This is a genomic window from Rhodovarius sp. (assembly GCF_040399605.1).
Taxonomy (GTDB): Bacteria; Pseudomonadota; Alphaproteobacteria; order Acetobacterales; family Acetobacteraceae; genus Rhodovarius; species Rhodovarius crocodyli_A.
In genome coordinates, this window is sequence record NZ_JBBARU010000010.1 from 22,475 (window position 1) to 35,688 (window position 13,214).

The following is a 13,214-nucleotide window of genomic DNA, read 5'->3' on the forward strand; positions in this document are numbered from 1 at the left end:
CGGGGGCAATTGATGAAAATCCTGCCCGCGCTGCGCTTTGGCGCTGCCGGGCAAAGCTCGGCCGAGCGTATCTCGCGCCGTGACGCCGCCCAGCCGCGTGAGCCGCGTGGCCTGCTGCGCCGCCTGTCTGACCTGTTGCTCGGCCGGGGTGTGACGCTTGGCCTTGCCGCAGGCGCGCTGCTGATGGGCGTGCTCACCTTCACCGTGCTCAGCGATGGCAGCCCGCTTGGGCCCACGCGCCCTGGGCAGGTGGTGGGCATGGTGCTCGCCGCCATGGCGTTTCTGCTGCTGCTCTTTGCTGCCCTGGCCGGGCGGCTGGTGCGGATGTGGGCGGATCGGCGGCGGGGCTATGCCGGCTCCAAGCTGCACACGCGGCTGGTGGTGCTGTTCTCGGTCGTGGCCATTGTGCCGTCCATGCTGGTGGCAGGGTTTGCCGCGCTGTTCTTCAACCTGGGCATCCAGGCCTGGTTCAGTGACCGGGTGCGCACCGCGCTCGATGCCTCGCTGCTGGCCAGCCGCGCCTATCTGGCCGAGCATCAGCAGAATATTCGCGCCGATGCCTTCGCCATGGCCAATGACCTCAACCGCGCCGTGGTGCTATTGCCGGAGCAATCCCTGACCTTCGCGCGGGTGCTGGGCACCCAGGCCGGGGTGCGCGGCCTCACGGAGGCGGTGGTTTTTGAGCCGGTGCTGGGCCGCGTCATCGCCCATGCTGGCGTCTCGGCCGGTTTTCAGCTCGACCCGCCCCCGCATTCCGCCATCGAGATGGCGCGCTCGGGCGAGGTGGTGGTCTTGACCGGTGAGGAGAATAACCGTGCGCGCGCCGTCATCGCCCTCGCCCCCGCAACCGGGCTGCTGCTGATGATCGGCCGCCCGGTTGACCCGCAGGTGATCGAGCATATGCAGCGCACCGAGGCTGCGGTGGAGGCCTATGACAATCTGGACCGCAACCGCTCCGGCCTGCAGATCACCTTCGTGATGATTTTCGCCATCGCAGCCTTGTTGGTGCTGCTGGCGGCGATCCTGATCGGGCTCGTGCTGGCCAATCAATTGGCGCGCCCTATCGGCAAGCTGATCCATGCGGCCGAGCGGGTGCGCTCGGGCGACCTTTCGGTGCGGGTGGATGAGGGCACCTCGGATGATGAGGTGACCACCCTCAGCCGCGCCTTCAACCGAATGACCAATCAGTTGGCCGGCCAGCGCAATGAACTCATGGAGGCCTATCGGCAGATCGATGAGCGCCGGCGCTTCATTGAGGGGGTGCTGGCGGGGGTTTCGGCAGGGGTGATCGGCCTTGATGCCGATGGCTCCATCCATTTGCCCAATCGCAGGGCGAGCGAATTGCTAGGCCTTGATCTCGATGCCGCGGCCAGCCGCGACCTCGCTGAGCTGGTGCCCGAATTCGCCCCTCTGCTGGAATTGATGCGCTCGGGCGGGGGCGCGGCGACCGCTGAAATCCGCATCGGCCCGCCCTCGGCGCGGCGGACCCTGCTGGCGCGCATTTCGGCCGAGACGAGCGAGGATAATGTTTCGGGCTATGTGCTGACCTTCGATGACATCACCGCCCTGCTGACGGCGCAGCGCCAGGCGGCCTGGGCCGATGTGGCGCGGCGCATCGCCCATGAGATCAAGAACCCGCTCACCCCGATCCAGCTCTCGGCCGAGCGACTGAAGCGGCGCTACCTCAAGCAGATCCATGACGACCCGGAGACCTTCACCCAATGCACCGACACCATCGTCCGTCAGGTGGGCGATATTGGCCGGATGGTGGATGAATTCTCCGCCTTTGCCCGCATGCCGCAGCCGGTCATCAAGCCGGAAAAACTGCATCGGCTGATCGAGGAGGCGCTGGTGCTGCAGCGCCACGCCCATGGCGGCATCACCTATCGGGTTGAATTGCCAGGGCGCGAGATCATCGCCGCCTGTGACCGGCGGCTTATGGGCCAGGCGCTGACCAATCTGCTGACCAATGCCGCCGATGCCATTGCCATGCGCGCCGAGCAGGAGCGCCCGCAGAGCGACCCGCCGCCCCCGCCTGGAGAGGTGCGTGGCGAGATCACCCTGCGGCTGACGGCGGAGGATGATTCGGCGCTGATCTCGGTCACTGATGATGGAATCGGCCTGCCCGGGGGCGAGGAACGCGAAAGACTGGCCGAGCCCTATGTTACCCATAAGGTGAAGGGCACCGGGCTGGGCCTCGCCATTGTCAAGAAAATCATGGAAGATCATGGTGGTACACTGATTTTGGACGATGCGCCCGATGCCCGGGGCGCGCGCGCCACCCTGCGCCTGCCCTGGCGCGGCGCGGCTGAAGATGCCATGGAAGGCGTGGGCGTGGCGGCGGTCGCCACCGCCGCGACGCGGGATCACCGATGATTTGCCAAAAGGGGGTGTTGCATGGCGCATGACATCCTGATCGTGGATGACGAGCCGGATATCCGGACCCTAATCGAGGGTATTCTCTCCGATGAGGGCTATGAGACCCGACAGGCGCATAACAGCGATGCCGCCTTGGCGGCGTTTCGCGCCCGGCGGCCTTCGCTGGTGATCCTCGATATCTGGCTGCAGGGCTCCAAGCTCGATGGCCTGGGTATTCTCAACGCGCTGCATCTCGAAGAACCGCAAATCCCCTGCATCATGATCTCAGGCCATGGCACGATCGAGACAGCGGTGCAGGCGATTCAGATCGGCGCCTATGACTTCGTTGAAAAACCGTTCAAATCCGACCGGCTGCTGCTGATTGTCAGCCGCGCGCTGGAGGCGGCGAAGCTGCAGCGCGAGATCAGCGAATTGCGCATGCGGGCGGGGCCGGAGACGGAGCTTGTGGGCATTTCCACTGCCGTCAGCCAATTGCGCACGGCCGTTGATCGTGTGGCGCCCACCGGCTCACGCGTGCTCATCTCGGGCCCCGCGGGTGCGGGCAAGGAGGTGGTGGCGCGGATGATCCATGCCCGCTCACGGCGGGTGGATGGACCCTTTGTCGCGATCAATTGCGCCACGATGAACCCCGCACGGATCGAAGAAGAACTCTTCGGCGTGGAACCCTCGGCCGATGGCCCGCGCCGCGCGGGCGTGCTGGAACGCGCCCATGGCGGCACGCTGCTGCTCGATGAGGTGGCGGATATGCCACTCGAAACCCAGGGCAAGATCGTGCGCGCGCTGCAGGATCAGGGCTTCTCGCGCATTGGCGGCTCGGTGCGGGTCAATGTCGATGTGCGGGTCATTGCCACCACCAATCGAGACTTGCAGGGCGAAATCACCGCCGGGCGCTTCCGTGAGGATTTATTCTACCGCCTCTCCGTTGTGCCGCTGCGTATTCCCGCCCTGCGCGAGCGGCGGGAGGATATTCCGGCGCTGGCGCGGCACTTCATGGCGCGTTCGGGCGAGACCTCGGGCATCGCCCCGCGCGATATGAGCCCCGATACCCTGGCCGCGTTGCAGACCTATGACTGGCCGGGCAATGTGCGCCAACTGCGCAACCTCATCGACTGGCTGTTGATCATGGCCCCGGGCGATAGTGGTTCACCCATCCGGGCCGAGATGCTGCCCCCGGAAGTGGGGGCGGCGGCGCCGGCCATGCTGAAGCTCGATCGCTCCAGCGAGATCATGATCCTGCCCCTGCGCGAGGCGCGCGAATTGTTCGAACGCCAATATCTTGAAGCGCAGCTGCTGCGCTTTGGCGGCAATATTTCCCGCACCGCGACCTTTGTGGGCATGGAGCGCAGCGCGCTGCACCGCAAGCTGAAGTTCTTGGGCGTGCAGGCGGAGGATAGGGCGGGGAGCGCCTAAGCGCCCCCTCAGCCCCCAGCTAAGCCCAGCCTTCGCACCCGCGCCTCTTCCTCATTCGTGGTGCGCTGGATGAAGGCCGCGTAGTCGGCGCTGTTGAGGTATTCCAGCGGCTGGTCCAGCCGCGCCAGGGTGGCGATATGCGCCGGGTCATGGGCGGCGATGCGAAAGCCATCATGCAATGCGCGCACCACGCCAGGGTCCATGCCCTGCGGCCCCACCAGGCCATAGGGCGAGGTGATGACCATATCGGAATGGCCCAGCTCGATCAGCGTCGGCACATCGGGGATTTTCGCCACCCTCTCGCGCGACCAGACATTGAGCGCGCGAAGCCGCCCCTCGGCGATGAGGGACAGCACGCCCGAGCCGGTGCCCGAGGCCTCGATATGGCCGCCCAGCAGGGAGGGCACCGCATCGCCCTCACCGCGGAAGGGGACATGGGTGATGTTGATACCCTCGCGCTCGGCCAGGTCGATCAGGCTAAGGTGGGGCGTGCCATTGGCGCCGGTATTGCCCATGCGCACCTCGCCCGGGCGGCGTTTGGCATCCGCCACCAAATCTGCCCATGTGCGATAGGGGCTTTCCGCCCGAACGCAGACCATGAAGAGATAGCCGGTGAGGTGGATGATGGGGGTGAAATCGGTGCGCGGATTATAGCTCATTCGCTGCATGAAGGGCAGGCGCATCGAGGGCAGGATGAATTGCGCCAGGGTGTAACCATCGGGCCTGGTGTTGCGCATATTGGCGGCGGGGATGGTGCCGCCGCCGCCGGGGCGGTTTTCGATTTGCACCGTCTGGCCCATGGCGCGCGTGGCGGCCTCGGCAAAGCCGCGCATTTGCACATCGGTGGCGCCACCTGGCGGGAAGGAGATTTGCAGGGTGATGGGGCGGTTGGGGAAGCCGCTCTGCGCCAAGGCGGGCATAGCCAGCGCCGAGGCCAGCAGGGTTCTGCGTTGCATTTTTTATACTCCCTTATCGTCGTGTCTCACGCCCGCGAGCGAAGAGGTTTTAGGCATCGGCGCGAAAGCTGCATAAACGGACAAATTCGCCGGGCCGGCCAAACCGGCGGCCGATGATGCCGAACATATGGCATATTTTCCTTGCAAAACAAAGAGAATATCTCACTATTCTGCCTCACAAGGTGCGGGCGATGATCTCCTTCATCACCTCGCTCGAGCCACCATAGATCCGCCCAACCCGGGCATCCGCCCAGGCGCGGCCGATCTCATATTCTGCCATATAGCCATAACCACCATGGATTTGCAGAAATTGATCCAGCAGCCGGTTTTGCATCTCGGTGCCCAGCAGCTTGGCGGCCGCCGCATCCTCGGCGGAAAGCTGGCCTGCCATGTGGCGGGCGATGCAATCATCGAGGTAAATGCGGAACATCGCGATCTCGGCCTTGGCGCTGGCCAGGGTGAAGCGATGGGTCTGGAAATCGAACACCGGCTGGCCGAAGACTTTTCGCTCCCGCGCATATTCGATGGTCTTGGCCAGCATTACCTCCATGGAGATGCCAGCCCGGATGGCGATGATCAGCCGCTCCTGCGGCAATTGGTGCATCAATTGGTAGAAGCCGCGATTTTCCTCGCCCAGCAGATTGTCCAGCGGCACGCGGACATTGTCGAAGAACAGCTCCGAAGTGTCCTGCGCATGCATGCCGATTTTCTCGAGGTTGCGGCCCTTGGTGAAGCCGGGCGTGCCCTCCTCCACCGCGATCAGCGAAATGCCGCGCCGGCCCGCCTCTGGGTCTGTCTTGCAGCAGACCACGACAATGCCGGCATTCTGGCCTGAGGAAATGAAGGTTTTTGAGCCGTTGATCACCCAGTGATCGCCATCCCGCCGGGCGGAACTGCGCATGGCCTTGAGGTCGCTGCCCATGCCCGGTTCGGTCATGGCAATGGCGGTGATCATCTCGCCGGCAGCCATTTTCGGCAACCATTCGGCTTTTTTCGCCGCGCTGGCATAGGCGGCGAAATAGGGCACCACGATATCGCTATGCAATTGGAAGGCGACGCCCGAGGCATTCACCCGGGCCAATTCCTCCAGCACGATGGCGGCATGGCCGAAATCGCCGCCAGCCCCGCCATATTCCTCGGCCAGCATGGTGCAAAGCAGGCCCTGTTCGCCGGCGCGGCGCCAGACTTCGCGGGGCACGATGCCATCATGCTCCCATTGCCGATGATGCGGGGCGATCTCGCGCTCGACGAAGCGGCGGACCTGGTCGCGGAACATTTCATGCTCGGCGGTGAAGATTTTACGCGGGGTCATTTTTATCCCTCGGTCAATTCGGCAATTTCGGCAGCGGAGAAGCCCGCCTCGCGCAGGATGCTGTGGCTGTGTTCGCCGCGCAGGGGGGCGGGGGCGGGGGCCTCGGCCGGGGTGGCGGAGAAGCGTGGCGCGGGGGCGGGTTGCGTCACGCCATCGCGCTCAAAAAAACTGTTGCGCGCGACATTATGCGGGTGGAAGGGCGCCTCTGCCATGCTCAGCACCGGGGCCACGCAGGCATCGCTGCCGGCGAAGATCTTGGCCCATTCGTCGCGCCCGCGGGTTGCGATGGCGGTGGCGAGGCGCACCCGTAAGGCGGGCCAATGGGCGCGGTCATTGCGGGCGGTGAAATCGGCCTCATCCAGCCCCAGGCGCTGGATGAAGAGGGCGAAGAATTGCGGCTCAATCGGCCCCACCGCCAGAAACCCGCCGCAGGCGCAGCGATACGTGCCATAAAACGGCGCGCCGCCATCCAAAAGATTGCCACCGCGCGGCGCGTCCCATCGCCCGGCGGCGCGCATGCCGTAAATGGGCGCCATCAGCAGCGCGGCGCCATCACTCATCGCCGCATCCACCACCTGGCCCTGGCCGCTGCGCTGGGCATGCAGCAGGGCGGCCATCAGCCCCATGGCCAGCAGCATGCCACCACCGCCGTAATCGCCCACCAGATTAAGCGGCGGCACGGGCGCTTCCGTGGGGCCTATCGCATCCAGCGCGCCGGAGATGGCGATATAATTGATGTCATGCCCCGCACTGGGGGCGAGCGGGCCGCTCTGGCCCCAGCCGGTCATCCGGCCATAAACTAGGCGGGGGTTTTTCGCGCGGCAGACCTCAGGGCCGAGGCCGAGGCGTTCCATCACCCCGGGGCGAAAACCCTCGATCAGCGCATCCGCGCCCTCCACCAGCCGCAACACGGCGGCGATGGAGGCGGGGCGCTTGAGGTCGAGCGCGATGGAGCGGCGGCCGCGGCCGGTGACGTCGCTGGGCGAACCCGGCGGGCCATCGGCACGGTCGATCCGCACCACATCGGCGCCCATATCGGCCAACAGCATGGCACAGAACGGCCCGGGGCCGATTCCGGCCATTTCCAGCACCCGAAGCCCGGCTAGCGGCCCCATTGGCGTCTCTCCCTCTTTGTTGCGGGTAGGTTCAATAGAAACGAACAATAAGTGAAAAGTAAGATCGAGGGGCTTTGCCCCTCGAGCACCCCAGCAGGGTCGACATGTATGTCGACGAGTTTCCTGCACCTTCATTAGTGTATTGATTTTAAAATTAAACAAAGGTCCAGGAAAACCGTCGACATACATGTCGACCCTGGTGGGAGAGCGCGAGAGGGCAAAGGCCTTTCGCTCTTTTCTCCCGCCATCAGAATTGTCCTGCAACCGACTAACCGCCCCGCTTCGCCTTATGGGCGACTAGGGCCATCAGCTCACGGTCACGCCAGGCGGCGCGCTCGCCCAAACCCGCTTCGGGCACCAGGGCGCGGCGCTCGGCCGCCACCCGCGCCACGGTGGGGGCGTCGAAATCATAGGGCGGCATTTCCTCGGTGAGCTGGCTCAGCAGCGGGCCATAGCGCAGGGCGTAATCGGGGATGCCGCCGGGGGCGTTGAGGTCGCAGGTCTCAAACGGGCCCATGAAGGCCCAGCGCAGGCCGAGCCCGTGCTTCACGCAGGCATCCACATCCTCCACGCTCATCACCCCATCGCGCACCATGCGGAAGGCCTCGGCCACCAGGGCGGCCTGCAGGCGGTTCAGCACGAAGCCGCGGGTTTCCTTATGGGCCACCACGGGGACTTGCTTGACGCTGTCCATCAGGCTCCGCGCGCGGGCGATCACTTCGGGCGCGGTCCAGGGCGCGCCCACCAGCTCGACCAGCGGCACGAGATAGGGCGGATTGACCGGATGGGCGACGAGGCAGCGCGCGCGGCCGGGCAGGGCTTCGGTGAAGGCCGAGGCGGGGATGCCGCTGGTGGAGGAGGCCAGAATCACCTCAGGGCCGCATATCGCATCCATGGCGGCGAAGAGGGCGATTTTAGGGTCGAGCCGCTCGGGGCCGTTCTCCTGCACATAGGCGGCGCCGGCGAGGCATTCTTCCATGCTGCCAACGGCGGTGATGCGAGCGGCCACCATGGCCGGCGTCTCGGCCAGCAACCCCGCGGCGCTCAGATCGCCCAGCCTTTCATGGATGATGCCGATGGCGGCCTGGGCGGCGCGCGGCTCGGCATCCCAGATGCGCACGCTATGCCCTGCCCGGGCGAAGACCATCGCCCAGGAGCGCCCGATCAGCCCTGTGCCGATGATGGCGATATTGTCCATATTCATGCCTCCCTTGTGTTGGTGGGAGTGTCTCTCGCTTTGGGGCTGCTGGAAAGCCGGAAGGTTTTCCGCCGGCAGGCTTGATCGCGGGCTGGAAGGGGCGATCTATCCGCCATGCGACGACGCGATGAGGACAGGCTGGGCCAGCGGGAGAGACGGGCAAGAATGGCCCACGTGGCGGCGCGCCTGCCGCTTTGGCCGCAATTGCCCCTGGCTTTGCGCTACATGCTGGGCTTTGGGCTGTTGTTTCTCTGCCTGTGGCTGCCCGCCTTTGCCACACTGTTTCGCCGATGAGGGGCCGCTTTGCCGGGCTGCGCGTTTGGCTGCTGGTCGGCTTTGGCTGGCCGCTGCTGTTGAAGCTGCCCATTGGCGTTTTGTTTGGCCAGGGGGTGGGGCTGCTGGCGGCCATGCTGGGGATCGGGTTGCTGGTTCTGGCGGGGCTGCGCATGCAGCGCGGGCAGGCTGGGGATATGCGGCGCGGGGCGGTGCTGTTTGGCGTGGCGGCGGGGCTGGTGGCGGGGTTGGGCGTACAGCTTTGGCCGCCGATTGCGGTGGCGCTGGGCTTTGGTGCCTGGGCGGGCGTGCGGCTGCTGACGGATGACATCCCCGAGGCCGAGGCCCCGCCGCCCCCGCCCGAGCCCATCGCCGTGCCCGCACCATTGCAGGAGGCGGAGGACCGCCTTGCCGCTTTGCGCGCCCGCATGGTCTGGGGCGCGCCGGTTCTGCCCCTGGCGCCGCAGCTGCGGGTGACGGTGGAGGCGCTGGAGAGGCTGCTGCGCGACATGATCCCCCGCCCCGAGCGCATTCCCGAGGCGCGGCGCTTTCTGGCCATGCAGTTGGATGGGCTGGATCGGATATTGGTGCGGCTGGAGGCGGGGGCCGAGCCGCCGGCCAGCCTCGCCCCCCTGCTGGACGGCATCGCCAATGCCGCCGATGAATGGCGTGCCCGCATGCGCGCGGCCGAGACCGAGGCGCTGGACATTCAGGTGAAGGTCATGGCGGAGCGGCTGCGCGAGGGAGGAGGCTAGGATCATGAGTGACATCGCCAAGGCGACGCTGCCGCCGGGGATGAGTGCCGAGCGGCAGGCCGAGATCAACCGCCTGGCTGGCGCCATTGATCTGGCCGAGCCGGCCTCCATCCTGCGCTTTGGTGCCGCCACCCAGACCCGGGCGCAGGAGGCGGCGGACGCCATGCTGGAAGGGGCGAAGAGCCAGCAGGCCGGCGAGGCGGGGGCGAGCCTGCAGGCCATGCTCGGCCAATTGCGCGGCTTTGATGTTACCAAGCTGGCGGAAAAGCCGGGGTTGATCGGCCGGCTGCTGGGAGGGGCGAAGGCGCAGCTGGGCAACATCGTCATGCGCTATGAGACGGTGCGCGGGCAGATTGAGGCGATAGGCGACCGGCTGGACCGCCATCGCACCGTGCTGCTGGAGGATGTTGAGCGGCTGGACCGGCTTTATGACGCGACGCTGGAATGGTTTCATGGCCTGGCCGACCATATTGCCGCGGGTGAACTCGTGCTGGCGAACACCGATGCTGAGACGCTGCCCGCCCTGGTTCGCGCCGCCGATAATGAGCACGACCCGCTGGCACCACAAAAATTGCGCGATGCCCGGGCCACCCGCGATGACCTGGAGCGCCGGGTGCATGATTTGCGCCTGACCCGGCAGGTCGCGATGCAGGCGCTGCCCTCGATCCGGCTGATCCAGGAAAATGACAAGGCGCTGGCGGCGAAAATCCATTCGGTGATGGCCAATACCGTGCCGCTCTGGCGCCAGCAATTGGCCCAGGCGCTGGCCATTCACCGCATGCGTGAGGCGGGGGCGGCGGTGAAATCGGCCACTGACCTGACCAATCAGCTCCTCACCGCCAATGCCGAGACGCTGCGCCGTGGCAATCTCGAAGCCCGGCGGGAGTTGGAGCGTGGGGTCTTTGACCTTGAAGCGGTGAAGCGCGCCAATGCGGCGCTGATCGGCACCATTGAGGATAGCCTGAAGATCGCCGATGAGGGCCGCGCCGGCCGCGCGGCGGCGGTGCAGGAATTGGCGCTGTGCGAGGCTGAAATCCGCCGTGCCTTGACATCTGCCCGCGCCCGGGGGCAAGCGGCGAATAATTGATCGGGGATACGTTATGACCATTCTTCGCCGCGCGCTGCTGGCCGCACCGCTCGCCATGCCTGCCTTGGCGCAGAACAATGCCATTCGCCTGGTGGTGGGTTTTCCGCCCGGTGGCAGCACCGATATGGTGGCGCGGTTGATGCAGCCGCATCTGGCCAGCATTCTGGGTGCGCCGGTGGTGGTGGAGAACCGCCCAGGTGCCTCGGGCGCGCTCGGCGCGCAGCAGGTGGCCCGCGCGGCGGGGGATGGCACGACATGGGCGGTGGTGTTCGACACCCATGCCGTGAACCCCTTCCTGATCCCGAATATAGGCTTTGATTCCAAGCGTGATCTGGCGCCGGTGATGCTGATTGGCACCGCGCCCAATTTGGTGCTGAAGCATCGCAGCCGCCCCTGGGCGGATTTCCCCGCCATGCTGGCCGCCGCCCGGGCGCGGCCAGATACGGTGACCTATGGCACCATCGGCAATGGCTCGCTGGCGCATCTGACGATGTCGCTCGCCCAGGTGAATGGCAATTTCAAGGTGGTGCATGTGCCCTATCGCGGCGGTGGGCCGCTGGTGACGGCGGCGGCCTCGGCGGAATGCGACCTCTATGTGGCCACCCTCACCGTCTTTACCGCGCTGCTGCGCGAGGGCACCGTGGTGCCGCTGGCGGTGACTTCGGGCGCGCGCGTCTCTGCCCTGCCGCAGGTGCCGACGATGGCCGAGCTTGGCGTGCCGGGCATCAATGCCCAAGCCTTTTGGGGCGTGCTGGGGCCCGCCACCACGCCCGCGCCAATCCGTACCCGGATGGAGGCGGCGGTGCGTGAGGTGCTGAACCTGCCTGAGGTGCGCTCGCGGCTGACGGATCAGCTGGGCGTGGATGTGGTGGCCGGCGATGGCGCGGCGTTTGGCGCCTTCCTCGATGGCCAGATGGAGGTTTGGGGCCGGGTCGTGCGGGAGAATAACATCCGGCCGGATTGAGCGGCCGCCATTACCCCCGCAGCGCCTTGATCTGCGCGGGGTAGCTGGCCGGGTCCACCCGCGCATCCACCAGTGAGACGCCCGGTGCGGCCAGCGCCGCCGCCATGGCCTCGGCGAAGCCCGCTTCGTCATCGGCGCGGAAGGCGAGGCCACCGCAGCCTTGCATCACCGCGGCGAAATCCACCATCGGCCAATCCAGCCCGCCTTCGGGCAGGGCGCGCTCGCCCTTTTTGATATCGATGAGCGAGAGTGTGGCGTCATTGAACACCACCACGGTCAGCTTTACCCCCAGAGTCGCGGCGGTGGCCAATTCGCCCAGGCACATCAGCAGCCCACCATCACCGGTGAAGGCGATGGCGCCGCGCTGTGGGTCATACAGCGCGGCGGCAATACCGGCGGGCAGGGCAAAGCCCATGCTGGCCAGACCATTGGAAATCAGCAGGTCGCCCGGCTCCTCCGCCTGCCAGAAGCTGGTGCAGGGGAACATATGCGCACCCGCATCCACGCTCACCCTGGGGTGGCGCCCGGCCTCTCGGCAGGCGGCCTGGGCCAGTTCTACCACCGCTTGGGGCGAGATGCCGCGATTGCCCTGGCTCGGGCCATTGGTCAGTGAGGCCGCCCAGCCATGGCGTGCCCGGGCGATCTCCTCTGCCCTCCAGTCGCTGCCCGTGGCGGTGAGTTCGGCCAGGGCCAGCCCCACATCGCCATGCAGCGCGGCGGCGGCGGCAAAATAATGCGGCTGGCGCGGCACGCTCGCCACATCGATCACCGGGGCGGCGTAGCGCCAGGGTTGGCTGACGAATTCCACCGGATCAGCCCCGGCCAGCAGGATGAGATCGGCCTGGTGTAGCAGCGCCGCCTCCGCGGCACCGCCGGTGAAGACACCGCCAAAGAGCGGATGCGCATCGGCCAGCGCGCCCTTGGCCTTGTAGGTGACCAGCACCGGGCAGCCCATGGCCTCGGCCAGGGTGCGCAATGCGCGGCTGGCGGGCAGCGCCTCCAGCCCGGCGATGATCACCGGCCGGCGGGCCTGGGCGATGAGGGATTGGGCGGCGGCGAGGGCAGGGGCCTCGGGCGGGCGGGGGGCGGGGCGTTTGAAGGGGGCGGGTTGGGGGCCTCGGCACGGGCCGCTTCCCCGGTGATCTCCAGCAGCACAGGGCCAAGCGGGGGGGTGAGGGCGGCTTGCAGGGCGGCGGCGATGGCCTCGCCGGGGGCGGTATCGGCGCGCAGCTGCGCCTTGGTCACCGGGCGCATCAGCCCGGCATGGTCGAAATATTGGTGGCAGGCGAAGGCGCGCTCGCGGGGCGAAAACCCATCGGCCAGCAGCACAACCGGCGCGCGCTCCAGGCTGGCATTGGCCAGGCCATTGGCGGCGGCCGAGACGCCGGGGCCGCGGGTGGTCAGCACCGGGCAGGGGGCCCCGCTCAGCTCGGCCATGGCGCCGGCCATGATGGCCGCCCCCGTCTCGGTGCGGGCGAGGTAGAATGCCATGCCCTCGGCCCGGGCGGCGGCCATCAGCTCCAGGCTGCTGCCGCCACCGGGCACACCAAAGAGGCAGCGCGCACCCGCCGCCCGCAAAGCTGCCATCACCATCTCTGCCACGATCATCACGGGTGTCCTCGTTCCTTGGTCGCAGGATAGTGCGAGTGCCCCGGCTTTGGGCAGACCCCGCTTCGCATCTTGCGGGGATGATAAAGCTTCCACTTGCCCTGCCGGCCATGCCATGTGCCTGTGCTGGGCAAGGTTGCGGAGTGTCGGGATTGAG

Annotated in this window: 12 protein-coding genes; 6 read left to right on the forward strand and 6 right to left on the reverse strand. The window is 66.8% G+C overall.

What is annotated here, in order from left to right:
- Positions 1-12: 12 nt before the first annotated feature.
- Positions 13-2,376 (forward strand): PAS domain-containing sensor histidine kinase, encoded by a 2,364-nt coding sequence (locus tag ABWP84_RS05135; protein ID WP_353210925.1) that lies wholly within the window; start codon positions 13-15, stop codon positions 2,374-2,376.
- A gap of 21 nt (positions 2,377-2,397) precedes the next feature.
- On the forward strand, positions 2,398-3,789 hold the full coding sequence (locus tag ABWP84_RS05140) for a sigma-54 dependent transcriptional regulator (protein ID WP_353210926.1): 1,392 nt from the start codon (positions 2,398-2,400) through the stop codon (positions 3,787-3,789).
- Between the two features lie 8 nt (positions 3,790-3,797).
- Here ABWP84_RS05140 and ABWP84_RS05145 read toward each other — a convergent pair whose 3' ends face one another.
- The 4 genes from ABWP84_RS05145 to ABWP84_RS05160 form a co-directional block, all read right to left on the reverse strand.
- On the reverse strand, positions 3,798-4,745 hold the full coding sequence (locus ABWP84_RS05145) for a tripartite tricarboxylate transporter substrate binding protein (RefSeq protein ID WP_353210927.1): 948 nt from the start codon (positions 4,743-4,745) through the stop codon (positions 3,798-3,800).
- A 175-nt stretch (positions 4,746-4,920) separates the two neighbouring features.
- Positions 4,921-6,057 carry an acyl-CoA dehydrogenase family protein gene (locus ABWP84_RS05150; protein WP_353210928.1) on the reverse strand — a complete coding sequence of 379 codons (1,137 nt, stop codon included), beginning with the start codon at positions 6,055-6,057 and terminating at the stop codon, positions 4,921-4,923.
- Between the two features lie 2 nt (positions 6,058-6,059).
- Positions 6,060-7,172 carry a CaiB/BaiF CoA-transferase family protein gene (locus ABWP84_RS05155; protein ID WP_353210929.1) on the reverse strand — a complete coding sequence of 371 codons (1,113 nt, stop codon included), beginning with the start codon at positions 7,170-7,172 and terminating at the stop codon, positions 6,060-6,062.
- A 268-nt stretch (positions 7,173-7,440) separates the two neighbouring features.
- Positions 7,441-8,370 carry a 3-hydroxyacyl-CoA dehydrogenase gene (locus ABWP84_RS05160; protein ID WP_353210930.1) on the reverse strand — a complete coding sequence of 310 codons (930 nt, stop codon included), beginning with the start codon at positions 8,368-8,370 and terminating at the stop codon, positions 7,441-7,443.
- 114 nt (positions 8,371-8,484) lie between these two features.
- Here ABWP84_RS05160 and ABWP84_RS05165 point away from each other — a divergent pair, with 114 nt between their 5' ends.
- Genes ABWP84_RS05165 through ABWP84_RS05180 form a run of 4 tightly spaced genes read left to right on the forward strand, consistent with a single transcriptional unit; the run spans position 8,485 to position 11,449 of the window.
- Complete coding sequence (locus ABWP84_RS05165; RefSeq protein WP_353210931.1) at positions 8,485-8,664, forward strand: hypothetical protein; 180 nt, start codon at positions 8,485-8,487, stop codon at positions 8,662-8,664.
- A complete protein-coding gene (locus ABWP84_RS05170) occupies positions 8,661-9,398 on the forward strand; it encodes a hypothetical protein (protein ID WP_353210932.1) in 738 nt (245 codons plus the stop codon). The genes ABWP84_RS05165 and ABWP84_RS05170 overlap by 4 nt, the downstream gene beginning before the upstream one ends.
- A 4-nt stretch (positions 9,399-9,402) precedes the next feature.
- Positions 9,403-10,485 carry a toxic anion resistance protein gene (locus ABWP84_RS05175; protein WP_353210933.1) on the forward strand — a complete coding sequence of 361 codons (1,083 nt, stop codon included), beginning with the start codon at positions 9,403-9,405 and terminating at the stop codon, positions 10,483-10,485.
- A 13-nt stretch (positions 10,486-10,498) separates the two neighbouring features.
- Positions 10,499-11,449: a tripartite tricarboxylate transporter substrate-binding protein gene (locus tag ABWP84_RS05180; RefSeq protein ID WP_353210934.1), complete on the forward strand. Its 951-nt coding sequence runs from the start codon at positions 10,499-10,501 to the stop codon at positions 11,447-11,449.
- A gap of 10 nt (positions 11,450-11,459) precedes the next feature.
- On the opposite strand, the gene ABWP84_RS05185 is transcribed toward ABWP84_RS05180, so the two are convergent.
- Positions 11,460-12,467, reverse strand: a complete 1,008-nt coding sequence (locus ABWP84_RS05185) for a thiamine pyrophosphate-dependent enzyme (protein WP_353210935.1) — start codon at positions 12,465-12,467, stop codon at positions 11,460-11,462.
- Positions 12,464-13,057 (reverse strand): thiamine pyrophosphate-binding protein, encoded by a 594-nt coding sequence (locus tag ABWP84_RS05190; protein WP_353210970.1) that lies wholly within the window; start codon positions 13,055-13,057, stop codon positions 12,464-12,466. Before ABWP84_RS05190 ends, ABWP84_RS05185 begins: the two co-directional genes overlap by 4 nt.
- Positions 13,058-13,214 lie beyond the last annotated feature (157 nt).

What these genes read in the sequence shown, in the direction of transcription:
- ABWP84_RS05135 (WP_353210925.1), top strand. Translation starts at nt 13, where the DNA reads ATGAAAATCCTGCCCGCGCTGCGCTTTGGCGCTGCCGGGCAAAGCTCG.
- ABWP84_RS05140 (WP_353210926.1), top strand. Translation starts at nt 2,398, where the DNA reads ATGGCGCATGACATCCTGATCGTGGATGACGAGCCGGATATCCGGACC.
- ABWP84_RS05145 (WP_353210927.1), bottom strand. Translation starts at nt 4,745, where the DNA reads ATGCAACGCAGAACCCTGCTGGCCTCGGCGCTGGCTATGCCCGCCTTG.
- ABWP84_RS05150 (WP_353210928.1), bottom strand. Translation starts at nt 6,057, where the DNA reads ATGACCCCGCGTAAAATCTTCACCGCCGAGCATGAAATGTTCCGCGAC.
- ABWP84_RS05155 (WP_353210929.1), bottom strand. Translation starts at nt 7,172, where the DNA reads ATGGGGCCGCTAGCCGGGCTTCGGGTGCTGGAAATGGCCGGAATCGGC.
- ABWP84_RS05160 (WP_353210930.1), bottom strand. Translation starts at nt 8,370, where the DNA reads ATGGACAATATCGCCATCATCGGCACAGGGCTGATCGGGCGCTCCTGG.
- ABWP84_RS05165 (WP_353210931.1), top strand. Translation starts at nt 8,485, where the DNA reads ATGCGACGACGCGATGAGGACAGGCTGGGCCAGCGGGAGAGACGGGCA.
- ABWP84_RS05170 (WP_353210932.1), top strand. Translation starts at nt 8,661, where the DNA reads ATGAGGGGCCGCTTTGCCGGGCTGCGCGTTTGGCTGCTGGTCGGCTTT.
- ABWP84_RS05175 (WP_353210933.1), top strand. Translation starts at nt 9,403, where the DNA reads ATGAGTGACATCGCCAAGGCGACGCTGCCGCCGGGGATGAGTGCCGAG.
- ABWP84_RS05180 (WP_353210934.1), top strand. Translation starts at nt 10,499, where the DNA reads ATGACCATTCTTCGCCGCGCGCTGCTGGCCGCACCGCTCGCCATGCCT.
- ABWP84_RS05190 (WP_353210970.1), bottom strand. Translation starts at nt 13,057, where the DNA reads ATGATCGTGGCAGAGATGGTGATGGCAGCTTTGCGGGCGGCGGGTGCG.